The organism is Thalassospira sp. UBA848, assembly GCF_002295455.1.
GTDB lineage: Bacteria > Pseudomonadota > Alphaproteobacteria > Rhodospirillales > Thalassospiraceae > Thalassospira.
Window position 1 is genome coordinate 1 of sequence record NZ_DBGS01000126.1, and the last position, 3381, is coordinate 3381.

At 54.6% G+C, this 3381-nt stretch carries 3 protein-coding genes; all 3 read left to right on the plus strand.

Annotation, left to right across the window (positions count from 1 at the left end; genetic code table 11):
- Positions 1–609 precede the first annotated feature (609 nt).
- Positions 610–2007 carry a PLP-dependent aminotransferase family protein gene (locus B2R48_RS17320; protein ID WP_297003027.1) on the plus strand — a complete coding sequence of 466 codons (1398 nt, stop codon included), beginning with the start codon at positions 610–612 and terminating at the stop codon, positions 2005–2007.
- A gap of 153 nt (positions 2008–2160) precedes the next feature.
- Complete coding sequence (locus tag B2R48_RS17325) at positions 2161–2745, plus strand: TRAP transporter small permease (RefSeq protein ID WP_232310631.1); 585 nt, start codon at positions 2161–2163, stop codon at positions 2743–2745.
- Between the two features lie 13 nt (positions 2746–2758).
- On the plus strand, positions 2759–3381 hold a 623-nt coding region (locus tag B2R48_RS17330; RefSeq protein WP_297003030.1), incomplete at its 3' end, for a TRAP transporter large permease subunit.

The window sequence follows — 3381 nt, forward strand, 5'->3', positions numbered from 1 at the left end:
AGGTCCTGAACATCACCCGGGCTTTCTTCGTGGGCGAATTTCCATTCCTCGGCGTGGGCAGCGGTCCCGGCTACTGCAAACAGCGCAGCAGCAGAAAGGGTCGCTTTAAGGAGTTTGTTCAAACTCATATCGAAGTCTCCCGTGTTATATACGCACAACGACCGGCCTGAAGCCCGGAATCGGGGCGTTTGGTTAGAACATCACTGTCATGAACGCGCAAAGTGTTGAAATGTTCCTGCATCAGGTCAATGCTAGTTTTGTCTCATGACAAATTAACTTCAACGCCTACACAAACCCCTGTTGGTCATGTTAGGGTCAAAGGGTCAGAACCTACTAATTTGATTTGAATGGCAGCGCTTATACTTGTGAAATCCGAGGAAAACCCCGCTGAGCGGGTTGGTACCCCGCTCAAGGGATTTGACGCGGGAGTTTGCAATTATAAGCCCTGTCCTCTGGATCGTTCAGATTTGCACGACCTACTTTGTCGCAAAACCTTGCAAGATGTTGATCTTCCGGCGGTTTCGCTCCGCGTATCCGCACAAATCTGAGCGACCATTCCAACCAAATTAGTAGGTTCTGACCCTAAAAATCAGGGGTGGAAATAAAATCATGTGGTTACCTGAAATCGACCTAAGTGGCGAAACAGGTCCGAAATACAAGACACTCGTCGAAGCGATCATTACAGATATTGAATCTGGCAGGCTTCGCCATGATGTGCGAATGCCAACCCATCGCGAGCTGGCATATCGCCTGAAAGTCAGTGTCCAGACAGTAAGTGCGGCCTACAAGGAAGTCGAACGCCAGGGCTATCTGCGATCCGAACGCAGACGCGGAACCTTCGTTCAGGCCCGCCTTACCGACCGGGCATCATCCTTCATTCTTGATAGCCGCCAGCCCGACCTGATTGATCTTTCCATCGTCCGCGCGGCCTATACTGACTTTCACAATGATCTGTCGCGTCAGATGCATGCGAAACTGGCCGAAGAAACCAACCAGAGCTGGATGGAAAGCTGCCGTCCGGTGGCCGGGTTCGAATACCACCGCGAGATCGGCCGCACCTGGCTGTCAGGGATGGGCGTTGATGTCGACATCCCCAACCTTCTGATCACCAACGGCGCCGCACAAGGGGTGTTTACCGCCCTTTCCACGGTTATTCAGCCCGATGATGTCGTCCTGACCGAAAGCCTGACGGATCATGGTGTCATTGGATCGGCCAGCATCCTGCGCTTCAAGCTGGGCGCGTTGCCGACCGATGATGAAGGCATCCTGCCCGATGCTTTCGAACGGGAATGCCGCACCCGTCAGGTCCGGGCCCTTGTCGTCACCCCGATCTTTACCAACCCGACCAATTGTCTGATGGGGGTTGAACGCCGCAAACGCATCGCTGAAATCGCTGAACATTATGGTGTTTACGTCATCGAAGATGATGTTTATCGCCCGCTGCTTGAAGAAAACCTGCCGCCGATCACAAGCTTTCTGCCCAAGCTCGGCTTCCATGTTTCAAGCCTGACCAAGGTTGTCATGCCCGGCCTTCGCACCGGCTTTTTGACGGTACCTGCACATTTGTCGATTCGCGCCAGCAGCGTTTTGCGTGTCACCGGCTGGATGGGGACTCCGTTGATGGCCGAGATCGGCGCACGCTGGATTGCCGATGGCACCATCGATCAGGCAGTTACCGTCCAACGCGCCCTGATGCGTGAACGTCAGGCACTGGTGGCCGACATTCTGGGTGACGCCGTCGTCCGCCACCACCCGACATCACTAAGCGCCTGGGTCCGCATCCCCGAACATTGGCAAGAGGAATGGTTTGCCTCTGAACTGCGCAAAAACGGCGTTGCGGTCACAATTTCCGACCCGTTCATGACAGTCAAGGTGCCGCGACCAAACGCCATGCGCATCTGCCTTGGCGGCGCCCCCGATACACCAACCGCACAGCACGCCCTGATCCAAATTCGCCATACCATGGATCAAATGCCGGGCGTTCATGCCTTCGATGTCATGTATTGATTTTGTCTCATGACAAAAATCTGATTGAACCATCACAAAGCGTTTTTATTCTGACTCGATTGGCGTGAAGCAGAAGACAACCCGTGTGGGGGGAACCAACAGCCACAAAGCACGTTTTGCAATAATGTCTCGCACGCGCACCAAGGAGGTTCTATGTCAGGTTCAAACGGGGAGGCCCCCGCTCCGAGCGGCGGGGCGTTGGGTATTCTGAGAAAGCTTGATCACGGCTTGTCGTTTGTCGAGCGACAGCTTCTCGGATGGAGCATCGTGATCATGGCGGTGAATACCGTTGCCAACGTGATCATGCGTCTGGGCTTTAATTCGAGCATCTTCTTTTCCGAAGAGCTCAATCAGTTTCTGATCATTCTTGTGACCTTTGTCGGCATCAGCGAGGCCGCCCGCATGGGACGGCACATTCGCATGTCTGCCTTTACCGACATGCTTGGCCCGCGCGCCAGCAAGGTCATGATGATCATCATCACGCTCGGAACGGCCAGCCTGCTGTTCCTTCTGGCGTGGTATTCGCTTGATTATGTTTCCTCGTTGATCACATCGAACCGGTTAACCCCGGCATTGCGCATCCCGTATTACCTGACCGTACTGATTGTACCGTTTGGTCTTTGTGTAACCGGTATCCAGTTTGTCCTGGCCGCGTTGACCAATATCCTCAAGCCCGGGACGCACCTGTCCTATCAGGTCGAGGATAAGTTTGACGACGCCGACGAGCATCATCTGTAAGGGGGAACAGAAAATGGATTTAGGTACTTCAATCCTTCTGGTGATGCTGGTCCTTCTGGTCCTTGGCTTCCCCATGATGGTGCCGCTTGCAACGGCCAGCGTCGTTGCCTTCATGTTTTACATGCCCATTCCCGAACGCATCCTGATTCAGCAGATGGTCACGGGCATATCACCGGTCGCACTGATCGCGGTACCGATGTTTATCTTTGCCGCCGATATCGTGACAAAGGGGCATACAGCCAACCGGCTGATTGACCTTGCCATGACCTTTGTCGGTCATGTGCGCGGTGGCCTTGCGGTGACCACGGCCCTTGGCTGCACCATGTTCGGTGCCGTATCAGGGTCGACACAGGCCACCGTGGTTGCCATGGGCGGTCCGCTGCGCCCCAAGATGCTCAAGGCCGGGTACGAAGACAAGTTCGCCATGGCGCTGATCATCAATGCCAGTGACATTGCCTTTCTGATCCCGCCATCGATCGGCATGATCGTGTTTGGCGTGGTTGGCAAAGTCTCGATCGGTGAACTGTTCCTGGCCGGTATTGGTCCGGGCATTCTCATTCTGATCATGTTCTCGCTGTACTGCATGTACTACGCCAAAAAGAACAACATCCCGACCATCCCGCGCATGACCTGGGC

Bases quoted from the DNA above. Each gene is read 5' to 3' on its own strand.
- B2R48_RS17320 (WP_297003027.1), top strand. From the start codon at position 610: ATGTGGTTACCTGAAATCGACCTAAGTGGCGAAACAGGTCCGAAATAC.
- B2R48_RS17325 (WP_232310631.1), top strand. From the start codon at position 2,161: ATGTCAGGTTCAAACGGGGAGGCCCCCGCTCCGAGCGGCGGGGCGTTG.